The sequence below is a fragment of the Clostridium beijerinckii genome (genome assembly GCF_036699995.1).
Taxonomy (GTDB): Bacteria; Bacillota; Clostridia; order Clostridiales; family Clostridiaceae; genus Clostridium; species Clostridium helianthi.
The window spans coordinates 1,411,203-1,434,583 of sequence record NZ_CP144906.1; the positions used below are offsets into that span (position 1 = coordinate 1,411,203).

Sequence of the window (23,381 nt, forward strand, 5' to 3'; positions counted from 1 at the left end):
AATTAAATTTATGGCAAATATAAGCGCACAATTAGTTAAAGAACTAAGAGAAATGACTGGAGCTAAAATGATGGATTGTAAAAAAGCTCTAGTTGAAACAGAAGGAAGTATTGAAAAGGCTGTTGAATTCTTAAGAGAAAAAGGACTTGCAGATGCAGCTAAGAAGTCAGGTAGAGTTGCTGCTGAAGGTATAGTTAAGACATATATTTCAGATGATAAGAAAACAGGAACAGTTCTTGAATTCAACTGTGAAACGGACTTTGTTGCATTAAACGAAGAATTTGTTGGTTTTGCTGATAAGTTAGCTAAAATGGTAGCTGAAACTTCAGTTAAAACAGTAGAAGAACTTCTTGAAGAAAAGTTTGATGGAGAAGCAACAGTTGCAGAAAGTTTAAAAGCTTTAATAGCAAAACTTGGTGAAAACATGTCGGTAAGAAGATTTACTAAATTCTCTATTGATAATGGAATAGTTAGTAGCTATATTCATGGTGGTGGAAGAATTGGAGTTTTAGTAGAAGTTTCTTGTGATAAAGCTTCAGAAGTTTTAGATGAAGTTGCAAAAGAAGTTTGTATGCAAATTGCAGCAGCAAACCCATTATTCTTAGGTAAAGATGATGTTGATGCAACATCTATGGAAAAAGAAAAAGAAATTTACAGAGTTCAAGCTTTAAATGAAGGAAAACCAGAAAATATCGTTGAAAAAATGGTAATGGGAAGAATTCAAAAGTACTTTAAAGAAGTTTGTCTTTTAGAACAACCATGGGTAAAAGATTCTGATAAGACAATCAATAAATTCTTAGAAGAGAAATCTAAAGAGGTTGGTTCTCCAGTTAAGATAACTAGATTCGTAAGATACGAAAGAGGAGAAGGAATCGAAGTTGAAAAGGTAGACTTTGCTGAAGAAGTTGCAAGACAAATCGGTAAATAGTTAAAACCTAAAGAGAACACTTTGTGTTCTCTTTTTTTAAGAAATAAAGTACATATACTTATTAAAGAGGTTTTATTGATCCCTAAAATATTCAGGAGGTAATTATAAATGGCAGATTGTAAATACAAGAGAGTAATTTTAAAACTTTCAGGAGAAGCATTAGCAGGAGTTAATGGATTTGGGCTTGATTTTAATGTAGCAAAAAGAATTGCGCTTGAAATTAAAGAATTAATTGATATGGGCGTTGAAGTAGGAACAGTAGTTGGTGGCGGAAACATTTGGAGAGGCAGAAGTGGAGAAGGCATGGACAGAACTACTGCAGATTACATGGGAATGATGGCAACTTGTATAAATGCATTAGCGCTACAAGATTCTTTAGAACAAGTTGGAGTTAAAACAAGAGTACAAACTGCTATAGAAATGAAGGAAATTGCAGAACCATTCATAAGAAGAAGAGCAATGAGACACTTAGAAAAAGGAAGAGTTGTTATATTTGCTGCTGGTACAGGAAATCCATATTTTTCAACAGATACTACTGCAGCACTTAGAGCTGCTGAAATTGAAGCGGATGTAATTCTTTTAGCTAAAAAAGTTGATGGAGTTTATGATAAAGACCCTCATAAGTATTCAGATGCAAAAAAATATGATACACTATCATATATAGAAGTATTAGAACAAGGATTACAAGTAATGGACTCTACAGCAACTTCATTGTGTATGGACAATGAAATTCCTATCCTTGTATTTGGGTTAGATGAGCCAGGAAATATTAGAAGAGCTATGTATGGAGAAAATATAGGTACATTAGTTGCAACACAACCAAGAAAATAATAAACCAGTATGCTTGTTTATTTTGTGCCATTGGAAGCTCGACTCGCATGAGCTCGCTGAGTAAGCGATTCATACTAAATCATAGATTTGGGTTCTCTGCTCATCAGTAAACTCTACTAATAGCATCGCTGTGAGCAGAATTTATTTCCGTGTCTGACGCGAAATATACGTAGCATCTTTGGTCTATTATTTCTTTTATGTGTTTAAAAAGAAATAGGAGGAAAAATCATGATTAAGGATATTATTCAAAATGCAGAAGAAAAAATGAAAAAAACAATATCTGTATTAAAATCAGATTTATCAACAATGAAAGCAGGAAGAGCGAACCCTACGATGCTTGATAGAATTCATGTTGAATATTATGGAAGCATGTGCCCACTTAGCCAAGTAGCTAATGTCTCAGCTCCAGAGCCAAGAGTACTTATGATAACACCGTGGGAAAAGCCTCTATTGAAAGAGATAGAAAAAGCTATATTGAAATCAGATTTAGGATTAAATCCTTCAAGTGATGGTTCAATCATCAGATTAGTAATACCAGAATTAACAGAAGAAACTAGAAAAACTCTTGTTAAAAATGTTAAAAAAACAGGAGAAGAAGCTAAGGTAGCTATAAGATCAATAAGAAAAACTGCTAATGATAAAATAAAAGCATTAAAAAAGGATGCGGATTTATCAGAAGATGAAATAAAAAAAGCTGAAGATGAGGTTCAAAAGAAGACTGATGCAGTTGTAAAGGAAATAGATGCTATAATTGCTGCAAAAGAAAAAGAAGTCTTATCAGTTTAAATTTTAAAGCCTGCTAGAAAAGCAGGTTTTTTCCTTAAGCAGATTTTAGAATTCAGAATTTAGTATATGAATAATTTATTCTTTGAACAAGCTGAAGAGTAAAAATCTAAATATATTATTTGGATTGGTTAATTTAGTTAACTCATATAAGGGTTAACTTATTTTTGGATAAAAGATAAGTTGTAAAGCGAATTTTTCCTCAGGGAAAGTGAAATATGATTCAATATCAGTATGAACAAGATATTTGTGAAATTGTTGAAGAGTAATACATATTATTACATTTTGTTTAAATGAGGATAATTAGTAAAGACTTTATTGTTGACTTCATATGAAAAAGGTTTAGTATTAATAATGTATATAAAGAATATATGCGGGTAGGTCAAGTTTTTCTAATAAACTAGGGGGAGAAAGATGTTAAATATATTTAAATCAAAAAAGGAATTTAATCAAGATTTTGACTTGGATATGAATAACATACCAAATCATATAGCTATAATAATGGATGGAAATGGACGATGGGCAAAAGAACAGAATTTACCTAGAAGCATGGGACATAGAGCGGGTATGGAGAGTATTAGAAGAGTTTTAAAGGAAGCAACAAGGCTTGGAATAAAAAATTTGACTTTATATGCTTTTTCAACTGAAAATTGGGCTAGACCTAAAGATGAGGTAGGAGCAATAATGAAAATATTGGTAACTTATCTTAAAAAAGAGCTAAAAGAGTGTCATGAAAATGGTGTGAAAATGAATGTTTTAGGTGATATGACAAGATTGCCACAAGAATGTCAAGATGCTTTGGAAGAAGCATTAGAAATCACTAAAAATAATACTAAAATAAATTTGAATTTTGCCTTAAATTATGGTGGCAGAGATGAGATAATTAGAGCTATTAAGCTCATTGGTTCAGATATAAAGAATGGCAAATTAAGCGAAGAAGATATTAATGAAGCGTTAGTAGAAAAGTATTTATATACAAAAGGGATACCTGACCCGGATTTAATTATTAGACCATCAGGGGAACAAAGGCTTAGTAACTTTTTATTATGGCAATGTGCTTACTCAGAATTTTGGTATTCTGATATTAATTGGCCTGATTTTAAAGAAGAAAATTTAAGAAAAGCTATAGCGGATTATCAAAATAGAGATAGGCGCTTTGGAAAAGTTAAATAGAGGAGTGGTTAGATTTTGAAGTCTAATAATAGATATTTGGGTGCTGCTATGATTGCTCCATTTATAGTGTTTGTATTTCTTGGGGGAATTTATCTTAAATGCTTTATATTTGCATTGTCAGCGATGGCTTTGTGGGAATTTTACAATGCATTAAAAGAGAATGATTTTAAACCAATGAGAAGTGCAGGATATATCCTGTTGATAATATATTATCTTTTGAATAACAATTTCGAAAATATGATGTATGTTGTTGTTGCTGCAACGTTCATATTATTGATATTTCCGGTTATAAACTTGAAATACACTTTTATTGACACATCACTAACATTGCTTGGTTTTATATATTGTGGAATTTTATTTAGTTTTGTGTATCTTGTTAATGTGAAAGCACATGGTGAATTTTTAGTTTGGATTATATTTATAGGATCATGGCTTTCAGATACAGCTGCTTTTTATAGTGGAAAGCTTTTTGGAAAGCACAAACTTTCACCTAAAGTTTCACCTAAGAAAACCATAGAAGGTTCAATAGGAGGCCTTATAGGGGCGACTGTTTTTACAGGTATATTTGGAATAGTAGTACAAAAGTATGTTAATATTATGCCAATATATAATTATTTTATTATTGGTATTTTATGCGGATTATTTGGACAATTAGGAGATTTGGTTGCATCCTCAATAAAAAGATATGTAGGAGTGAAAGATTATAGTAATTTAATTCCTGGCCATGGGGGAGTTCTAGATAGATTCGATAGTATAATTTTTTCAGCAGCAGCAGTATTTTATTACTTAACTTTTATAATAAAGATTTAAAAATTAGAGAGAAATTAAGCGTTATATAGTATAACTTATATAAGGCTTAATTTTTTTGCGTTAACTGAACTTTTAGATTTACAAAGAATTCACAAGTTTGTAATCTCTAAGGATTTATATTCAAGCTAAATCTGCAGATGAGTTATGGAAAAGATTGATTCAGAAAGCTATGGCTTATAAAAAGAATAAAAAAGAAAATATATTCGCCTGTTAAATTTTTCTCTCATAAGTTTGAAAAAGCCAGATGCGTAAAAAAATCTACACATATGAAAAGAGTGCGAAGCACAATACGGAACTTAATAGCAGTCATCTTTAATTTTTTTATATAAGTTAAGTTATGAAGTTTTTAACAGAAGATGATTGGCATATAATATACAAATATTAATAATTATTAGGTTAGTGAGGTGAAGAATATTTTTAAAACTTATAAGAAACTTTTCTCACTTTTATTGTCTTTTGTATTTGTATTAATAGGAACTTTTTTTATAAAATACTATTTTAAGCCGTTTTTATCAATGATTATAATAATCATAGTATGTACTCCTATATACAAAATAATGATTAAGGCTAAAATACCAAGTAAAATTGCGGGGGCTTTAAGTATTGTTACTGTCAATATTATTATAATACTTGTGACAATATATTTGGGAAGTGAAATTTTTTATATAATAAAAAAATTATACCTAACAAATTTAGAATGGATAGAGAAATTTATTCAGGATATTTCAGTTGCGTTAAATGTAAATTTTAATAACTTGGAAATTGGAAAGAGTGTAATATCTATAATTAATGATCAGAATATAAGGAAGGGAGCAGTAAATACTGGGGATAGTGTTTTAGCCTATTTTATAGGAAACATATGTGCCTTTTTTATATTGATTGATAAATCAAAAATCTTAGAATTAATTTCTATGTTACTTCCAAAGGAAATGATGATGAGATTTAGAGATCAAAAAGAAAATTTTACTCAAATGATTGGAATAGAGGGGATCTTAGTCATAATTTCAACTATGGAGATAATAATGGGCTTTTGTATACTTGGGGTATCGAATTTTTTTGCACTTGGTATAGTGTGTGGAATCTTAGATGTATTACCATATGTTGGAACTATAATTGTATTTATCCCGATTATAATATACAATATTATAATGAAGAATTTCCTTACTGCATTTGGTCTTATATGTCTATATATACTAGTGCAAGTTATTAGGGAAATACTAGAGGCTAAATTTTTAGGCGATAAATTAGATATGCACCCTCTTGTTATATTGTTATCTATATACATAGGAGTGAAAATATTTGGTGTTTTAGGTATATTAATTGGCCCAATGTATAGCATTCTAGCAAAAGAAATAATTTATAGTACTGAGTGATTATGAAGAATAAAGAATCTTAGTTTGATTTAAATAATTTATTTAAAGTTAATTGAGACGCTTTTAATCTTCGAATTAAACCTTAAGCAGTACTGATTAAGATTTGCTTTTAGGAGGAAAAATAATGAAAAACATTTCTATACTAGGGGCTACGGGTTCGATAGGATCTCAGACCTTAGATGTAATAAGAAAATCAAATGGAGAACTAAAGCTTATAGGAGTAACAGCAAACACATCTGTAAAAAAAGTTATTGAGATAATTGAAGAATTCAAACCTTTTTATGTAGGTATGATGGATGCTGCAAGTGCTCACGAAATAAAAAAATATTGTGAAGAGCATGATAAAAAGATTAAAGTATTGGAAGGTATAGAAGGACTTGATGAGATAGCTTCTTTAAATGAAATTGATATGGTAGTAACTTCTGTAGTTGGAATGATAGGATTAGAGCCAACTATGAAAGCTATAGAGGCAAAAAAGGACATTGCTCTTGCCAATAAGGAAACTTTGGTTGTAGCAGGCGAAATTGTAATGAAAGCTGCCAAAGAGAACAATGTAAAAATATTTCCAGTGGATTCGGAACACAGTGCTATATTTCAATGCTTAAGGGGGAATGATATAAATACTTTAAGAAAAATAATTTTAACTGCTTCAGGAGGACCTTTTAGAGGAAGAACTTTAGAAAATCTTGAAGATATAAAGGTGGAAGATGCACTGAAACATCCAAAATGGAATATGGGGAGAAAAATTTCCATAGATTCTGCGACACTTATGAATAAAGGACTTGAAGTGATAGAAGCACATTGGCTTTTTAACTGTGATTACGATAATATACAGGTCGTAGTTCATCCACAAAGTATTGTGCATTCGATGGTAGAATATAATGATGGAAGTATAGTTGCACAACTTGGAGCACAGGATATGAGATTACCAATACAATATGCTCTACTTTACGAAAATAGGGAAAAGCGTATTGCAGATACGATAGATTTTTATGAAATATCTCAATTAACATTTGAAAAACCTGATATAAATACTTTTAAAGCTTTAAGTTTAGCGTTTAAAGCTGGGAAAGCAGGCGGACTTATGCCAACTATTTTAAATGGGGCAAATGAAGCGGCGGTAGAGCTATTTTTAGATAGAAAGATAAAATTTTTACAAATAGCTGACATAATAGAAAGATGTATGGAAGTATTCAAAGCTCAGGCAAACAAGGAATTAACCCTAGAAAACATTATTGATTTAGATAAAGAAGTTAAGGAATATGTAATAAAAAATGCGGTACTTTAAGGAGGGAAAAATTTAATATGTATATAATTTTGGCTATATTAGCATTTGGAGTCTTAATAATAGTTCATGAGCTTGGACATTTTACATTAGCGAAACTTAATGGAGTAAGAGTAGAAGAATTTTCAATTGGGATGGGACCCAAAATTTTTTCCAACCAAGGAAAAGAAACACAATATTCTTTGAGATTATTTCCAATAGGTGGATATGTAAAAATGATGGGAGAAGAAGAAAGTGTTGAAGATGAAAGAAGTTTTTCAGCAAAATCTCCGTTGAGAAGGATAAGTATAATAATTGCTGGTGTATTTATGAATTATGTATTAGCGATAGTTATTTTTACTTTCTTTATACATGCGTTTGGGTACACAAATAAGATTCCGACTGGCGTTACTCCAGACTCACCGGCTTCAGAAGCAGGGATTTTACCAGGAGATAAAATAGTGAAAGTAAATGGAATGAGAGCTTTCTCATACGATAATATTTCGGCTGGAATAGTATTATCAAATGGAAATCCAGTGGATATTTCTATTGAAAGAAATGGAGAAAAGAAAGACGTTGTAGTAACACCAAAGAAGAATGAACAAGGCCAATTGTTAATAGGACTTAATTTTGAAAGAGTTCAAAATCCAGGATATGCTGAGAGCTTTAAGCAAAGTTTTAATCAGACAGCATCGTTAGTTTCTCAAACTTTTAAAGGTTTAGAGATGATATTCACAGGTAAGGCAAATTTAAAAACTGATGTAGGTGGTCCACTTACAATAGTTAAGATGTCAGCAGAAACTGCTAAAGCTGGAATTTGGCCACTACTTTACTTTACTGCTTTTTTAAGTGTTAATTTAGCTGTTTTTAATCTCTTACCTTTCCCAGCTTTAGATGGAGGCTGGTGTGTGATATTACTTATAGAGTTAATAACTAGAAGAAAAGTTCCGGATAAAATAGTTGGAGTTTTAAATTATATAGGATTTGCTGCACTTATAGGCTTGATGATATTAGTAACAATAAAAGATATATTGTTTCCTGTAAAGTTCTAGGAATAAAAAATGATTTTATAACTATAAAAAACTTGCATTCAGATTTGAAGTGATTCTTATATGGATGCAAGTTTGCTAAGTTTAATGTATTAAGCTTACTATACATAATTTTAATAATGTACAATTTATAAAAATTATAAGATGATATTAAAAGTAGTATTAGAAATATTTTTATAAAAGAAAAATGTACAAGAATATATATGATGCAATGCACAATTCACAATTACGGCTAAAATTCTTGCAATATTTTTAGAATTATGATGAAGAATTATTTTTGCAATATATATAATGTTTATATTTTAGGTTAATTATAATTAGAGGAGATACATTGTATGGAAAGAAGAAAATCTAGAAAAGTCAAGGTTGGAAATGTATTTGTTGGAGGGGATTCACCTGTCACAGTACAATCAATGACAAACACTCGTACTAAGGATGTAGAAAGTACTTTGAATCAAATAGAAAAGCTATATAACGCTGGATGTGATATCATAAGATGCGCAGTTTTGGATATGGAAGATGCAGAAAGCCTAGGGGAAATTACAAAAAGATCTCCAATCCCAGTAGTTGCAGATATACATTTTGATTACAAATTAGCGCTAAAAGCAATAGAAAATGGTGTTTCAGCTCTTAGAATAAATCCTGGTAATATAGGAAGTGTAGATAGAATAAAAATACTTAAGGAAGCTTGTAGTGAGAAAAAGATACCAATAAGAATAGGTGTTAATTCTGGGTCTCTAGAAAAAGATATTCTAGAAAAATATGGCATGCCAACTGCAGAGGGTTTGGTTGAAAGTGCTTTAAGGCATGTTAAAATTTTAGAGGATTTAGACTTTCACGATATTGTGATATCCATAAAATCATCTAGTGTACAAATGATGATAGAATGTTACAGATTGATAGCAGAAAAATGTGACTACCCTCTTCATTTAGGAGTGACAGAAGCAGGAACTATTCAAAGAGGGACAATTAAATCAAGTATAGGAATAGGGACGCTTCTTGCAGAAGGAATAGGTGATACTATAAGGGTATCATTAACCACTGATCCAATTGAAGAAATAAAGGTTGGAATTGAAATTTTAAAAGCATTGGGATTAAGGAAAAAAGGTGTTGAATTCGTATCTTGTCCTACTTGCGGTAGAACACAAATAAACTTGATAAAAATTGCAGAAGAAGTTGAGAAAAGGCTTGAAAATTATAAAAAAGATATTAAAGTTGCTGTCATGGGATGTGTTGTGAATGGGCCTGGAGAGGCTAGAGAATCTGATATTGGTATTGCTGGTGGAAAAGGAGAAGGAATAATTTTTAAAAAAGGCGAAATCATAAAGAAAGTAAAGGAAGAAGATCTTATTGATGCCCTAATGGAAGAAATAGAAAAATTATGCACAGATGAAAAAGGTGCGGAGCACAATTAAGAACATTTCACAGATGAAAAAGGTGTGGAGCGCAATTAAGAACATTTCACAGATGAAAAAGGTGAGAAGAAAAATTAAGAATAATTCATAGATTAAAAAGGCACGAAGTGTAATTAAGGATGTTTTCGCAGATTGAAAAATTATGGCTAAGTATATATAATAATGTGTATGTCTATAAAAGGTATTTTAAAATTGTGAATTATGAACTATGCATTAAAATATTGAGCAGATATTTAAAATTTGGGAATATCACTTGTAAAGTTAATTTGTTTATGATATCATATAAGAAGATTTATTTCTAATAGCTAGAAAAAAGGAGTGGGAAGTTACCCGCTCTTTCTGTTTGTAACGCAACTAACTTAAGATAGTTGCGTTTTTGATTACAAATTTTAAAAATGCATAAGATAGATATGAGACATGTGTTTTTAAAAGATGAAAGTGAGGGTTAGAAAGATGAAAAAAGATGTATTGATTGAAAGAATTGAAGAATTAGTAAGACCTATTGTTTCAGAATTGTCATGTGAATTATATTATGTAGAATATGTTAAGGAAAACGGTGAGTTTTACTTAAGAATATATATAGATAAAGAAGGTAGAGTATCACTAAATGATTGTGAAGCAGTTTCAAGAAGAGTTAGTGATGTTCTAGATTCAGAAGATCCAATTAAGGAAGCCTATTATCTAGAAGTTTCTTCACCAGGTCTAAATAGAGGATTATATAAAGAAGAGCATTTTAATAAGTACATAGGAAGAGAAGTGCTAATTAGGCTTACTAGTTCACTAAATGGAGTGAAAAGTGTAAAAGGAGTATTAAGAGATGTCTCAGAAGATTCTATATTAGTAGAAGGCGAGACAGAAGTTAAAATACCAAGAGATAAAATTAAAGCAGCAAATTTAGAAGGGGAAATATAACGAGGAGGGTATAAAAATGAATGAAGAGTTTGTAGGTGCTCTTAAAGAATTAGTTAAGGAAAAGGGGATTTGTGAAGATTTACTTTTTACAACTATTCAAGATGCGATGGTTGCAGCGTATAAGAAAAATTATGCCAATGCCAATACAAATGCGCAAAACGTTAAAGTTAATATTGATAGAGAAACAGGAGAAATACATGTATATGCTCAAAAAACAGTAGTTGATGAGGTATATGATGATGTAACAGAAATTTCATTAGAAGAAGCTAAAGAATTAAATCCAAAAAGTGAAGTTGATGATATTATAAGTTTAGAAGTAACTCCTAAAAATTTCGGAAGAGTTGCAGCACAACTTGCTAAACAGGTTGTTACTCAAAGAATTAAGGAAGCTGAAAGAACTATAATATATGACGAATACAAAGAAAAAGAATTTGATATAATTACAGGGACTATATTAAGAAAAGATAAAGGTATTGTTTTTGTAAATTTGGGAAAATTGGAAGGTATAATAGGACCTAATGAACAAATTCCAAATGAGGAATATAAATTCAACGAAAAGTTAAAACTATATATAGTTGAAGTTAAAAATGGTAATAAAGGACCTCAAATACATGTATCAAGAACACATCCTGGATTAGTTAAAAGACTATTCGAACTTGAAGTTCCAGAAATATTTGAAGGAGTAGTTGAAATTAAAAGTATTTCAAGAGAAGCAGGTTCAAGAAGTAAAATAGCTGTATACTCTAACGATGAAGAAGTAGATCCAATGGGCGCTTGTGTGGGACCAAAAGGAGTAAGAGTACAAAGTATAGTTAATGAACTTAAAAACGAAAAAATAGATATAATAAAATGGAGCAAGAATCCAGAAGAATTTATAGCTAATTCTTTAAGTCCTGCAAAGGTCTTAAGTGTAGCAGTTGATGAAGATAATAAATCTGCTAAGGTTGTTGTTGATGATAATCAATTATCTCTTGCAATAGGTAAAGAAGGCCAAAATGTAAGACTTGCGGCTAAGCTTACAAATTGGAAGATAGATATAAAGAGTAAATCTCAAAAAGAAGCACAAGATGAAGAAGATGAAAGAATTCTAAATACCGAAGTAGAAATAGAAAATGAACAAACTACTGATTTAAATGAATTAGAAATTTTTGATGATATTGAAGTTGATGATTCAATAGATGAAGAAACTTCAATGGAAGAAATACAAGAATAGAGGGGTGCTTTTCATGAAGGTTAAGAAAATTCCTTTAAGAATGTGCACTGGTTGCATGGAAATGAAACCCAAAAAAGAATTAATAAGAGTAGTTAAAACTCCAGAAGGCGAAGTGTGTGTTGATCTGACTGGTAAAAAATCAGGAAGAGGCGCATACATTTGTAAGAACACAGAGTGCTTAGAAAAAGCATTTAAAGCAAAAAGACTTAGTAGAAATTTAGAAATTCCTATAAGTGAAGAAATTTATAATAAACTAAAGGATGAAGTAAATAATGAATAAGTTTTTTAACTTTCTAAGTATGGCAAAGAAGTCAGGAAACTTGCTTGAAGGATATAGCAAGTGTGATGACTATAGAAATAATACTAAAATTTATCTTTTTATCATATCTAATGATTTATCAGATAAATCTAAAGATAAATTTAAAAAGCATTGTAATGAAAAAAATATACCATATATTGAAGACTTCTCAAAAGAACAACTAGGACCTCCAATTGGACGTAAAGAAATTATGTTGCTGGGAATTCTAGATAACGATATAGCAAAAAGACTGTTAGCGTTATATGAGGAGGAAAAAAATATATGAGTAGATAATAATACGGGGGTGACTGCATGTCAAAAATAAGAGTACATGAATTAGCAAAAGAATTAAACATAGAGTCAAAGGAATTAATAACTATATTAAAGGAAGAATTTAATATAGAAGTAAAAAATCATATGAGTACAATTGAAGATGAAGATGCTGAATTAATAAAAGAATTATTAGCAGGAAAATCACCAAGCGATTTAGTAGCATCGGCTGATAATGCTGAGAATTCAAAAAGCATAGTTGACGAATATGAAGATGAATTAGCAGAACAACTTAACAAAGGTATAAAGAAAAAGAAAAAGACTAAAAAAGAAGAACAAGAAGAAGCAAGAATAGCTGCTGAAGCAGAGGCTGAAGGTAAAGTAATTGAAATTGGTGGAAGCATAACCGTTAAGGAATTGGCAGAAAAATTGCAACAACCTTCAAATGATGTAATAAGAACGTTAATTTTTGCTGGAGTTATGGCAGCAATAAATGCGGAAATAGATTTTGAAACTGCAGAAAAGGTATGTGCTGAATATGGAGTTTTAGTTGAAAGAAAAGAAGAAATTCAAGAATTAGAAGTATTAAAAATAGAAGAAGATGATGAAGAAAATCTTCAAAAGAGACCACCAATTGTAACTGTTATGGGTCATGTTGACCATGGTAAAACATCTTTACTTGATTGTATAAGAAAAGCAAAAGTTACTGATACAGAAGCAGGTGGTATAACTCAGCATATAGGTGCTTATACTATTAAATTGAACGGAGAAGAAATAACATTTTTAGATACTCCGGGTCATGAAGCGTTTACAGCTATGAGAGCTAGAGGTGCACAAATTACAGATGTCGTTATATTAGTTGTTGCTGCAGATGATGGAATCATGCCACAAACTAAGGAAGCTATCAATCACTGTAAAGCAGCAGGAGTTCCTATTGTTGTTGCAATAAATAAAATAGATAAACCAGGAGCAAATGTAGATAGAGTTAAGCAAGAATTAGCTGAACAAGGATTGCTTGCAGAAGACTGGGGCGGAGATACTATATGTGAAGAAGTATCTGCGAAACAAAACCTTAATATTGATAAGTTATTAGAGATGGTTCTACTTACTGCAGAAATGCTTGAGCTTAAAGCAAACAAAGATAGAAGAGCAGTTGGAACTGTTATAGAAGCTAAATTAGATAAAGGTAGAGGAGCAGTTGCTAGTCTTTTAGTTCAAAATGGAACTTTAAGAGTAGGAGATTCTATATTAGTCGGATCTACATATGGTAGAATAAGGGCTATGTTTGATGATACTGGTAAAAAAATAAAATCTGCTGGACCATCTATACCAGTGGAGGTTCTCGGACTTTCTGAAGTTCCAGAAGCTGGAGATAGATTTAATCAAGTAAAAGATGAAAAAACTGCTAGAAATATGGCTGAAAGCAGAAAAGACAAATTAAAAGCAGAAACTTTACTTGCTAACCATAGAGTATCATTAGAAGATTTATATAATCAAATTAAAGAAGGTAAGGTTAAAGAGCTTGCTATAATAGTAAAAGCAGATGTTCAAGGTTCTGTTGAAGCTATAAAGCAATCTTTAGAAAAACTTTCTACTGATGATGTAAAGGTAAGAGTTATTCATGGTGGCGTTGGAGCTATAACTGAAACAGATATAACTCTTGCGACAGCATCTAATGCAATAGTTATCGGATTTAATGTAAGACCTGATAACAATGCAGCTGCTCAAGCTGATAGAGATGGAGTAGATATTAAATCTTATAGAATTATCTATGATGCAATTGATGATGTTAAATCAGCAATGATAGGAATGCTTGAACCAGATTATAAAGAAGTTATATTAGGAACAGCAGAAGTAAGAGAAACTTATAAAATTTCAAATGTAGGAACAATTGCTGGTTGTTATGTACTAAAGGGTAAACTTCAAAGAAATGCAGAGACAAGAGTTATAAGAGATGGAATAGTAATATTTGAATCTGCATTATCATCATTAAAGAGATTTAAAGATGATGCAAAAGAAGTTAATGCTGGATACGAATGTGGTTTAACAATTGAAAAATTTAACGATATTAAAGAAGGTGACATCGTTGAATGCTTCATGATGGAGGCAATTAAGAGAAAAGAACTTTAAAAGAGGTGAAGATCAACATGGCAAACTATAGAGGTGGAAGAATTAACGAAGAATTTAAAAGAGAAATTAGTAATTTAATTCAAAATGAAGTTAAAGATCCAAGACTTACAGCTATGATTTCAGTTACAGATGTTAAAGTTACAAAAGATTTAAGATATGCTAAGGTTTATGTAAGCATATTCTCTAAAGATGATGAGGAAAAGAAAAATAATCTAGAGGCATTAAAAAATGCAAGTGGATTTATAAGGAAATCAGTAGGCCAAAAAATAAATTTAAGGCACACACCAGAAATAATTATTGAATTAGATGACTCTATAAATTACGGTATGCATATGGATGAATTAATTCAAAGGATAAGTAAGGGTAATGAGTAGTCTTAAAGAAATAAAAGAAGAGATTTTAAAATCAAAAAGAATTGGATTATCATTCCATACATCTCCAGATGGAGATGCTATAGGTAGCACTTTAGCACTACTAAATGCATTAAGGCATTTAGGGAAGGATTCATATATTATATCAAGAGATGTTATTTCTGATAACCTCTCTTTCCTTTCTTTTGCAAATGAAATTGATGGTAATACTTTAGAACCAAAAGAAGGTACTGATCTTGTAATAATACTAGATTGTGGTAATGTTGAAAGAATATCTGCAGATCTAAGTAATTACAAAGGTAAGGTCATTAATATTGATCATCATATTTCAAATGAAGAATATGGATTTATTAATTATGTAGATGTAAGTGCAGCAGCCACATGTGAAATATCATATTTGCTAGCAGAAGAGTTAGGAATTGATTTTAAGAATAAAACTGATGTTGAAATAAATATAGGGAGTGCAGTTTATACAGGAATTGTAACAGATACAGGTTCTTTTAGACATTCCAATGTTACTAAGAGAACTCATAAAATAGTATCAGAACTTATAGAACTTGGAGTAAACAACAGTAAAGTCCATAGCAATCTTTTTGATAATAAACCATTTGAGAAAGTAAAATTAATGGGATGTGTGTTATCTAATATTGAGCTCGCTCTAGAAAATAAAGTGGCAGTCCTTGAGATACCGAAGGGAATGTTAGAGGAATTTAACTTAAAAAATACTGATACTTCAGATATAATTTCAGTTGGCCTTGGAATTAAAGGCGTAGAAGTTTCTATGCTTTTGAAAGAAGTTGAAGATGGAGTTAAAGGAAGCTTAAGATCTAAAAATGATGTGGATGTTCGAAAAGTTGCAGAAGTATATGGCGGTGGCGGACATATAAAAGCTGCTGGAGTTATGCAAAAAGGCGTAGATATAGAAACTGCAAAAGAAAATCTGCTAAAGATACTTAAAGAAGAGCTTAAATAATAAAAAATAAAATATAAATTATATTTATGAAAAGTAAGTAATAACTTCACTTATATAAGGAAGGAATAGAGAATTCATATATGAAAGATACAAAAACTTCACAGATAAATGGAGTATTAAATATATTCAAAAATAAAGGAATGACTTCCTTTGATGTAGTTAGAAAAATAAAATTCTTAGCTAACGAGAAGAAAGTTGGTCATACTGGAACATTGGACCCAGAAGCTACTGGAGTCCTTCCAGTCTGCCTTGGAAAAGCTACAAAAACTATTGATTATATAATGAACAGTAATAAGGTATATGAGGTGAAGTTTCTACTTGGAGTGAAGACAACTACATATGATCTTGAAGGTGAGATATTGGAGAAGAATGAAATAGATCATATTAAGAGTGATGAAGTTTCAGAGGTTGCATTATCTTTTATCGGAGAATATGACCAAGTTCCACCTATGTATTCTGCCCTTAAAAAAAATGGAGTAAGGCTCTATGATTTGGCGAGGAAAGGTATTGAGGTAGAAAGAGAAGCGAGAAAAGTTAGAATATTTAATATATCAGACTTGAAGATTGAATTACCTTATGTATATATGAAAGTAGCTTGTTCAAAAGGGACATATATTAGAAGTTTATGTTATGATATTGGTGAAAAACTAAAAGTTGGAGCAGCTATGGCAGAATTAAATAGATCTGAAACATCTATTTTTAAGCAATCAGATAGTGTAAACATAGATGATTTAACTAAGGAAAATATACAAGATTATATTATGACTATAGAGGATGCACTTTCTTTTTACCCTAAGATTACAGTAAAGAGTACATTTACTAAATTATTAGTAAATGGAGTTAAAGTATTCGATAAGAGATTGACAAATGAAAAAAGAGAAAAAAATGTTTTATATAGGGTATATGATAGTGAAGGTACTTTTATAGGAATTGGAAAACAAGATGATGATGGATTCAAAATCGAAAAATTGTTGCTTTAGGCATCTTAACTAGTATGTAGCTGTTTTTCTGGGTGCCTTGATTTAGGAGTAAGGATAATGATAATTATAGATAAACATTCAAAAGATATTCAAAGTTCTAATAATTATATAGCTCTTGGAAGTTTTGATGGACTTCATATTGGGCATCTTTCTTTAATAAACAAAGTAGTAGAAGTTGCAAAAAAAAATAAAGGGAGAAGTATGGTTTTTACATTTAAAAACCATCCGAGAACTCTTATAAATAAAGAAAACTCAGTAAAACTTTTGATGGACAATGAAAGAAAAGCAAAAATTCTGGAAAAACATAAAGTAGATATAGTTTGCTTTAAGGAATTTGATCTTGAATTTATGAAAATGACTCCAAAGGAATTTATAGAGTTTTTGATAGTTAATTATAATATCAAGGGGTTTGTTGTAGGGTTTAATTATAAATTCGGATACAAAAATTTAGGAAATGTAGAACTTCTAAGAGAATTGCAAAATGAATATGGGTATGAACTATATGTTATGGATCCATGTACATATAATAACGATGTTGTAAGCAGTACTAGAATTAGAAAAGCCATTCAAGATGGTGAGGTTTCAGAAGCTAATAATATGCTCAGCATGCCTTATACATTAAGTGGTGAAATTATTCATGGAAAGAAAATTGGAAGAACTATAGGTTTTCCTACAGCGAATTTAAAATATGATGAAAATTTCATTTTACCTAAGATTGGTGTATATTATACTAATATTAAGGTAAATAATAATATATATAAAGGAATTACATCTGTTGGATATAATCCTACGGTTGAAGGTAAAAATTTAACGGTAGAAACGTATATATTAGATTTTAATAAAGAAATATACGGAGATAAAATAGATGTGAGTTTTATAAAAAAAATCCGCGACGAAGAAAAATTTAATAGTTTAGAAGAGTTAAAGGACCAGCTCGAAAATGATAAGGCTTTTGCAAAAAATGAGAATTGCATGTCGGCTTTAATAATATAGTTTACAATAATAGTTACTTTTGATATAATAACACAGGGAACCTAATTCTAAGTTGTAAGGTGCCATCTTTTACTTGGAACTAGGGGATAATTAATATAATACACGGAGGTGCACTTATAATGGATAAGGCAAGAAAATTGGAATTAATTAAAAAGTTTGGAAGAAGCGAAGGAGACACTGGTTCACCAGAAGTTCAAGTAGCATTACTTACTGAAAGAATTCAATCTTTAACTGAACATTTAAAAGTTCATAAGAAAGATCATCACTCAAGAAGAGGGCTATTAATGATGGTTGGTCAAAGAAGAGGTCTTTTAAACTATTTAAGTGATCAAGATATCGAAAGATATAGAACTTTAATCAAAGAATTAGGTTTAAGAAGATAATTTTTAGAGCGGAGTTTTCCGCTCTATTATTTTAAACTATACAAATTATAGAAAAATTATACAATATTATTAATGATTAGATGAACCTAAAGGGAGGTCATAAATTATGAATAACGTTCTAACGACTGAAATCGCTGGAAGAGAATTGAAAGTTGAGTTCGGAAAAGTAGGTATGTTATCAAATGCAGCAACATTTACTAGCTATGGAGACACAGTAATTTTAACTAATGTTAATGCATCAGAGCAGCCAAGAGAAGGAATTGATTTCTTTCCTCTAAGTGTTGAATATGAAGAAAGATTATATGCAGTAGGTAAAATTCCAGGTGGATTTATCAAGAGAGAAGGAAGACCATCAGAAAAAGCTATATTAAATGGTAGAGCTGTTGATAGAACTCTAAGACCTCTATTTCCAAAGGGATACAGAAATGACGTTCAAGTTGTTACTACAGTTGTATCCGTAGAAAAAGATAATTTGCCAGAAATCTTAGCAATTAATGCAGCATCGCTTGCATTATGCCTTTCAAGTATTCCTTATACAATTCCAGCTGCAGCAGTTCAAGTGGGAATTATCGATGGTAAATTCGTTACAAATCCAGATACAGAAGGCCGTGAAAAAAGCATTCTTCACTTAACAGTGTGTGCTACAAAAGAAAGAGTAATGATGATTGAAGCTGGTGGACAGGAGATACCAGAAGATACTATGATAGACGCCATTAAATATGGTTTTGATGAGTGTCAAAAGATTATTGCATTCCAAGAAGAAGCAGTAGCTAAGTTTGGAAAGAAAAAAGATGAGCCAGTATTATATGCTGTAGATCCAGAACTTGAAAAAGATGTTAAAGAATTTGCATCTGACATGATTAAAGAAGCAATGTACATCATGGAAAAAGATGAAAGAAATGCTGCTGTTGATGCAGTTTATGAAAAAGTTAATGAAGCATTTGGTGAAAAATATGCTGATAAAATGGGTGATATTAAAGAAGTTCTTTACACTATGCAAAAGAAAGTTGTAAGACATATGCTTCTAAAAGATAAGAGAAGACCAGATGGAAGAGCATTTGATCAAATCAGACCATTAGGGTGTGAAGTAGGAATTTTACCTAGAACACATGGTACAGGATTATTCACAAGAGGATTAACTCAAGTAATGACAGTTGCAACTCTTGGGTCAATTAGCGAGATTCAAATACTAGATGGAATAGATGAAGCTCAATCAAAACGATATATGCATCATTATAATTTCCCAGGATACAGTGTTGGAGAAGTAAAACCTTTAAGAGGTCCTGGTAGACGTGAAATAGGTCATGGAGCTTTAGCAGAAAGAGCTTTAGAACCATTAATCCCTTCCGAAGAAGAATTCCCATATACAATAAGATTAGTATCAGAAGTTTTAAGTTCTAATGGTTCAACTTCACAAGCATCAGTTTGTGGTTCAACATTAGCATTATTAGATGCAGGTGTACCAATTAAAAGACCAGCAGCTGGTATTGCAATGGGATTAATAACTTCAGAAGATTTAAGTGAAGAAGCAGTATTAACTGATATTCAAGGAATAGAAGATTTCTTTGGAGATATGGATTTCAAGGTAGCTGGAACAACAGAAGGTATAACATCTATTCAAGTAGATACTAAGCTTCAAGGTTTTAGTTTTAATGTAGTAGAAAATGCTATAAGAGATGCTAGAAAAGCTAGACTTACTATAATTGATAAAATAAATGAATGTATTTCTACACCTAGAGAAGATGTTTCATTATATGCTCCAAAAACACAAATTATGAGCATAAATCCTGATAAAATAAGGGATGTAATAGGAGCAGGCGGTAAGGTTATAAATAAAATAATACAAGATACAGGAGTTAAGATAGATATAAAAGAAGATGGAACTGTATTTGTAAGCTCAACTGATCATAATGGTGTTAATGAAGCCATAAAGATAATAGAAGGATTAACTAAAGAAGTTAAAGCCGGAGAAGTTTATCTTGGAAAAGTTACTAAAATAACTACATTTGGAGCATTTGTTGAGATCTTACCAAGTAAAGAAGGATTAGTTCATATTTCTAAGTTAGCTAAAGAAAGAGTGAACAAAGTAGAAGATGTAGTATCTATTGGAGATGAGATTTTAGTTAAGGTTACAGAAATTGATAACCAAGGTAGAATAAATCTTTCAAGAAAAGATGCTTTATTAGAACAAGAAAATAAGGAAGAGAAATAAAGGGCAATTAATTGCCTTTTTTTTAACTAAGAAGGAGGGCAAGGACAAAATGTATAACACATATACCCTTAAAAATGGATTAAGAATTGTAACAGAAAAAATAGAACACTTAAACTCTATCAGTGTTGGAGTAATGGTTCAAAATGGTTCTAGAAATGAGAACCCAGAAGTTAATGGGATATCGCATTTTATTGAGCATATGTTTTTTAAAGGAACTGATAAAAGAACTTCGAAAGAAATAATGGAGGATATTGAAAATGTTGGAGGACAGATCAATGCTTTCACAAGTAAAGAGGCTACCTGCTATTATATAAAAGCATTAGATACCCATCTGGATTTAACTTTAGATGTTCTTTCAGACATACTTTTAAATGCAAAATTTGATCCAGAAGAGATAGAAAAAGAAAAAGGCGTAGTAATTGAAGAAATTAATATGAGTGAAGATTCACCGGAAGATGTACTAGATGATGTGCATTCTAAAGCTTGTTTTGGAAATGAGTCGTTAGGATATCCTATTTTAGGAACAATACCATTGGTAAAGTCATTTACTAGAGAAAAGATATTAAATTTTATTAGTGAAAAGTATACTCCATATAATTCTGTAATATCAGTTTGTGGTAAATTCAATGATAAAGAGTTAGATGAATTGATTAATAAATACTTTGGTGAATGGAAAAGTAAAGGTGAATATACTCCAGAATATGATAAGACAATAATACAAGTTGATTCTGCATATGCAAAGAAAGAAATTGAGCAGCTTCATATTTCTTTGGGATTAGAGGGATTGCCTTATGGAGATGAAAACAATTACGCATTAGTGCTGCTTAATAATATATTTGGAAGTGGCGCATCTTCAATCCTTTTCCAAAAAGTGCGAGAAGAATTAGGATTGTGTTATTCTATAACATCTTACCTGCAACCATTTCAGGGAGTAGGAACGTTAAATATATATGCCGGCTTAAATAGAAATTATGGAGAGAAGGCCTTAGAGGTTATAGAAAAAGAAATTACTCTATTTAGTAAGAATGGAATAACTGATAAGCAGCTTGAAATAAACAAGGAGAAAATTAAAGCTAATTATATTTTAGGGCTTGAAAGTACGAGTTCGAGAATGTTTTCGAATGCAAAGACATTCCTGTTTAGAAATAAAATAAAAACTCAAGAAGAAGTAATAAAGAAAATAGATAATATAAGAAAAGATGATATACAATACGTCTTAGAAAGATGTTTTAAAAAGGGAGTTATAAATGCAGCGTATGTTGGGCAAGATGTAGAATATAGTAAATTAGATTCTATAATACTAAAGAATGCAAAAGCATATGATAACTCAAATCATAATGGTAAAATTAATTTATAGAAGATTATGTAATAATACACCTCCTTTTCTCATATTATTTTATGAGTACTAAAAGGAGGTTTTTATTATGAGCGAAGAAAATAAGGTAAAATATTTAAGTGATATAGAGAGATACGAACTTATTAATATAAATGATGGTGAAAAGTATGATTATCTATTAAATAATGATTTAATAATAGATGAAGAAGGAAACTTTAAATATTTAATAGTTAATTTAAGTGGCGGAAAATTTAATCTGTTTAGCAGTAAAGATTTTTTAGAAATTCCATGGGATTGTGTAAAAAAAATTGGTGCTAAAACTATCATATTAGATGCAGATGAGGAAGTAATAAAAAAAGTAAAGTTATAATTCAGGAGGAAATTTAATGAAAATAGTTGTACAAAAGTTTGGAGGAACTTCAGTATCCACTGAAGAAAATAGAAGGAAAGTAATTGAAAAAGTTAAGAGTGCTATTAAAGAAGGATATAGTCCTGTTGTAGTAGTATCAGCGATGGGAAGAAAAGGTCAGCCATATGCAACAGATACATTATTATCATTAATAAGCGATAAATTTAAAAATGCCAATAAGTTAGCACAAGACTTATTAATGACATGTGGAGAAATTATAAGCTCAGTTGTTATGAGTAATGATTTATATAATGCAGGAATTGATGCTGTACCACTTACTGGCGGACAAGCAGGAATATTAACTGATAATAATTTTACAGATGCAACTTGTATTGAGGTGAAACCTAAAAAAATATTAGAGTTAGTGTCTCAAGGAAGAATTCCTGTAGTAACTGGATTTCAAGGAATGACTGAAAACGGATATTTAACTACTTTAGGTAGAGGGGGAAGTGATACAACGGCTTCTATTTTAGGAGTGGCCCTCAAAGCGTCAGCAATTGAAATATATACTGATGTAGATGGAATTATGACAGCAGATCCAAGAGTGGTTGAAAATGCAAATTTAATTGATGTAATAAGTTATAATGAAGTATTCCAACTAGCGGATAAGGGTGCAACAGTAATTCATCCAAAAGCTGTAGAAGTTGCTATGGAAGGAAATATTCCTATATTAATTAAAAATACTATGAGCAATAGTAAAGGAACTTTAATAAACAACTTTGGGGATAAAGGTAATGACAGGATAATGACAGGAATCGCAAGCCAAAAGAATAGAATTCAGATTTCTATCAGGGCTGTAGAAAATCAAGGAAATGTGAAATACAAAAATGTATTGGATTTATTAGCCGCAAATAAAATAAGCTTAGACCTAATAAATATATTCCCTGATGAGCAAATTTTCACTATAAATCAAGTGGATAAAGAGATTTTAGAAAATGTTTTAAACAATGCTAACTTGAAGTATACTTTGATAGATAACTGCAGCAAAGTAGCAGTTATTGGTTCGAGAATGAAGGGAATACCAGGAGTAATGGCTAAAATAATCAAGGCATTAAGTGATAATAATATAGAAGTACTACAGACAGCAGATTCGCATATGACAATCTGGTGCTTGGTTCACTCTGAAAACGAAAAAGAAGCGATAAATGTTTTACATAAAACTTTTAAACTTTAATATAAAGGAAGTTAAACTAAGTGCATTCCATGAGTTTTTATAGGTAGTAAGTTCGATTAATCAAATCATAGATTTGGAATTCAAAAGGAAACTCGATTTGC

At 30.8% G+C, this 23,381-nt stretch carries 23 protein-coding genes; all 23 read left to right on the forward strand.

Going from position 1 to position 23,381, the window contains the following annotated elements; all coding sequences use genetic code 11:
* The first annotated feature begins 10 nt into the window (after positions 1-10).
* Positions 11-928, forward strand: a complete 918-nt coding sequence (gene tsf / locus PZA12_RS06590; protein ID WP_017210742.1) for a translation elongation factor Ts — start codon at positions 11-13, stop codon at positions 926-928.
* Between the two features lie 108 nt (positions 929-1,036).
* Positions 1,037-1,759, forward strand: coding sequence for a UMP kinase (pyrH, locus tag PZA12_RS06595; RefSeq protein WP_017210741.1), 723 nt, complete (start codon positions 1,037-1,039; stop codon positions 1,757-1,759).
* 228 nt (positions 1,760-1,987) lie between these two features.
* Positions 1,988-2,545 carry a ribosome recycling factor gene (frr, locus tag PZA12_RS06600; RefSeq protein WP_077838856.1) on the forward strand — a complete coding sequence of 186 codons (558 nt, stop codon included), beginning with the start codon at positions 1,988-1,990 and terminating at the stop codon, positions 2,543-2,545.
* Between the two features lie 411 nt (positions 2,546-2,956).
* Positions 2,957-3,715 (forward strand): isoprenyl transferase, encoded by a 759-nt coding sequence (locus PZA12_RS06605; protein ID WP_103698987.1) that lies wholly within the window; start codon positions 2,957-2,959, stop codon positions 3,713-3,715.
* A 15-nt stretch (positions 3,716-3,730) separates the two neighbouring features.
* Positions 3,731-4,525 (forward strand): phosphatidate cytidylyltransferase, encoded by a 795-nt coding sequence (locus PZA12_RS06610; RefSeq protein ID WP_077838858.1) that lies wholly within the window; start codon positions 3,731-3,733, stop codon positions 4,523-4,525.
* Between the two features lie 404 nt (positions 4,526-4,929).
* Entirely contained in the window at positions 4,930-5,898 is a 969-nt protein-coding gene (locus PZA12_RS06615) for an AI-2E family transporter (protein WP_103698988.1), read from the forward strand.
* Positions 5,899-6,022: 124 nt separating this feature from the next.
* Positions 6,023-7,186, forward strand: coding sequence for a 1-deoxy-D-xylulose-5-phosphate reductoisomerase (gene dxr, locus PZA12_RS06620; RefSeq protein WP_103698989.1), 1,164 nt, complete (start codon positions 6,023-6,025; stop codon positions 7,184-7,186).
* 17 nt (positions 7,187-7,203) lie between these two features.
* Positions 7,204-8,214: an RIP metalloprotease RseP gene (gene rseP / locus PZA12_RS06625; protein WP_077841116.1), complete on the forward strand. Its 1,011-nt coding sequence runs from the start codon at positions 7,204-7,206 to the stop codon at positions 8,212-8,214.
* A 332-nt stretch (positions 8,215-8,546) separates the two neighbouring features.
* Complete coding sequence (gene ispG / locus PZA12_RS06630) at positions 8,547-9,626, forward strand: flavodoxin-dependent (E)-4-hydroxy-3-methylbut-2-enyl-diphosphate synthase (protein ID WP_077839313.1); 1,080 nt, start codon at positions 8,547-8,549, stop codon at positions 9,624-9,626.
* A 453-nt stretch (positions 9,627-10,079) separates the two neighbouring features.
* Positions 10,080-10,538 carry a ribosome maturation factor RimP gene (rimP, locus tag PZA12_RS06635; RefSeq protein ID WP_077839312.1) on the forward strand — a complete coding sequence of 153 codons (459 nt, stop codon included), beginning with the start codon at positions 10,080-10,082 and terminating at the stop codon, positions 10,536-10,538.
* 16 nt (positions 10,539-10,554) lie between these two features.
* Positions 10,555-11,751: a transcription termination factor NusA gene (gene nusA / locus PZA12_RS06640; RefSeq protein WP_078114867.1), complete on the forward strand. Its 1,197-nt coding sequence runs from the start codon at positions 10,555-10,557 to the stop codon at positions 11,749-11,751.
* Positions 11,752-11,764: 13 nt separating this feature from the next.
* Positions 11,765-12,031, forward strand: coding sequence for an RNase P modulator RnpM (rnpM, locus tag PZA12_RS06645; protein ID WP_017210732.1), 267 nt, complete (start codon positions 11,765-11,767; stop codon positions 12,029-12,031).
* Entirely contained in the window at positions 12,024-12,335 is a 312-nt protein-coding gene (locus tag PZA12_RS06650) for a 50S ribosomal protein L7ae-like protein (RefSeq protein WP_011968538.1), read from the forward strand. The genes rnpM and PZA12_RS06650 overlap by 8 nt, the downstream gene beginning before the upstream one ends.
* 26 nt (positions 12,336-12,361) lie before the next feature.
* Positions 12,362-14,449: a translation initiation factor IF-2 gene (infB, locus tag PZA12_RS06655; protein ID WP_077839311.1), complete on the forward strand. Its 2,088-nt coding sequence runs from the start codon at positions 12,362-12,364 to the stop codon at positions 14,447-14,449.
* Between the two features lie 17 nt (positions 14,450-14,466).
* Positions 14,467-14,823 (forward strand): 30S ribosome-binding factor RbfA, encoded by a 357-nt coding sequence (rbfA, locus tag PZA12_RS06660; protein ID WP_011968540.1) that lies wholly within the window; start codon positions 14,467-14,469, stop codon positions 14,821-14,823.
* A complete protein-coding gene (locus PZA12_RS06665) occupies positions 14,816-15,793 on the forward strand; it encodes a DHH family phosphoesterase (protein ID WP_077839310.1) in 978 nt (325 codons plus the stop codon). The genes rbfA and PZA12_RS06665 overlap by 8 nt, the downstream gene beginning before the upstream one ends.
* A gap of 104 nt (positions 15,794-15,897) precedes the next feature.
* Entirely contained in the window at positions 15,898-16,773 is an 876-nt protein-coding gene (truB, locus tag PZA12_RS06670) for a tRNA pseudouridine(55) synthase TruB (RefSeq protein WP_406760305.1), read from the forward strand.
* A 57-nt stretch (positions 16,774-16,830) separates the two neighbouring features.
* On the forward strand, positions 16,831-17,766 hold the full coding sequence (locus PZA12_RS06675) for a bifunctional riboflavin kinase/FAD synthetase (RefSeq protein WP_077844546.1): 936 nt from the start codon (positions 16,831-16,833) through the stop codon (positions 17,764-17,766).
* Between the two features lie 119 nt (positions 17,767-17,885).
* The gene (gene rpsO / locus PZA12_RS06680) at positions 17,886-18,149 is read left to right on the forward strand and encodes a 30S ribosomal protein S15 (RefSeq protein WP_011968544.1); all 264 of its coding nucleotides are present in this window, start codon (positions 17,886-17,888) and stop codon (positions 18,147-18,149) included.
* Between the two features lie 106 nt (positions 18,150-18,255).
* A complete protein-coding gene (locus PZA12_RS06685; protein ID WP_077844545.1) occupies positions 18,256-20,361 on the forward strand; it encodes a polyribonucleotide nucleotidyltransferase in 2,106 nt (701 codons plus the stop codon).
* A 49-nt stretch (positions 20,362-20,410) separates the two neighbouring features.
* Positions 20,411-21,718 (forward strand): M16 family metallopeptidase, encoded by a 1,308-nt coding sequence (locus PZA12_RS06690; protein WP_077839306.1) that lies wholly within the window; start codon positions 20,411-20,413, stop codon positions 21,716-21,718.
* Positions 21,719-21,785: 67 nt separating this feature from the next.
* Positions 21,786-22,067: a YlmC/YmxH family sporulation protein gene (locus PZA12_RS06695; RefSeq protein WP_011968547.1), complete on the forward strand. Its 282-nt coding sequence runs from the start codon at positions 21,786-21,788 to the stop codon at positions 22,065-22,067.
* A gap of 16 nt (positions 22,068-22,083) precedes the next feature.
* On the forward strand, positions 22,084-23,280 hold the full coding sequence (dapG, locus tag PZA12_RS06700; protein ID WP_103698990.1) for an aspartate kinase: 1,197 nt from the start codon (positions 22,084-22,086) through the stop codon (positions 23,278-23,280).
* Positions 23,281-23,381 lie beyond the last annotated feature (101 nt).